1 protein-coding gene is annotated in these 591 nt (G+C 72.1%); it reads right to left on the bottom strand.

The genetic code is table 11. The features are described 5' to 3' along the window. Nucleotides 1-268 precede the first annotated feature (268 nt). Complete coding sequence (locus G5C65_RS38115) at nucleotides 269-547, bottom strand: SpdD protein (RefSeq protein WP_165303659.1); 279 nt, start codon at nucleotides 545-547, stop codon at nucleotides 269-271. Nucleotides 548-591: the final 44 nt, after the last annotated feature.

The raw sequence follows: 591 nt of genomic DNA, 5'->3' as shown, positions 1-591 counted from the left end.
GGGCTGATCTCGCCCGTGGTGGTGTTGAGGCGGTGTTCGGTGCGGTGTCCGGCCAGGCGTACGGGGTTGGTGCAGCCGCCGAGGCCGGAGAGCTGGCGGAGGATACCGGGCAGGGTGCCGCTGGCGGCGAGGTTCCCGAGTTCGGTGAGCGGGGCGGGGGCGTTGCGGGTGAAGATGGCTGTACTCCTTCTCAGGCTTGTCAGTCGGGAAGGTGGTGGGCTGCCGGGGCGGCGGATACTTGGCGGTGTCGGGCCGCCCCGGGAGCCGTTCAGCGGTGGCGCTGCTGGGCGTTGAAGAGCGAGCGCAGGACGACGGCCGCGACCGCTACGGAGATCGCCGAGACGGCGACGGCCGCCAGGAGCGCGGTGGCGACGACGCCGCCGACCAGGACGAGGGCCACGGCGCCGGTACCGACCGAGGGCACCAGCGGGGAGCGACGCGGGGCGGGAGTGGCGTGCTGGCAGGTGCAGGTCGCCGGTTCGTGGGTGTGCTGGACGGCTGGGGACGGAGCGTGTGGGGTGGTGGGCAGCTTCGGTTGGAGCAGCATGGTTCGGTCTCCTAATTCGTGAGTAGGCGGTTCCAGGGCAGCCC

Source organism: Streptomyces boncukensis, from assembly GCF_011045075.1.
In the GTDB taxonomy this organism is placed as follows: Bacteria; Actinomycetota; Actinomycetes; order Streptomycetales; family Streptomycetaceae; genus Streptomyces; species Streptomyces boncukensis.
This window is presented reverse-complemented; position numbering and strand designations above follow the sequence as displayed.

Bases quoted from the DNA above. Each gene is read 5' to 3' on its own strand.
- G5C65_RS38115 (WP_165303659.1), bottom strand. From the start codon at position 547: ATGCTGCTCCAACCGAAGCTGCCCACCACCCCACACGCTCCGTCCCCA.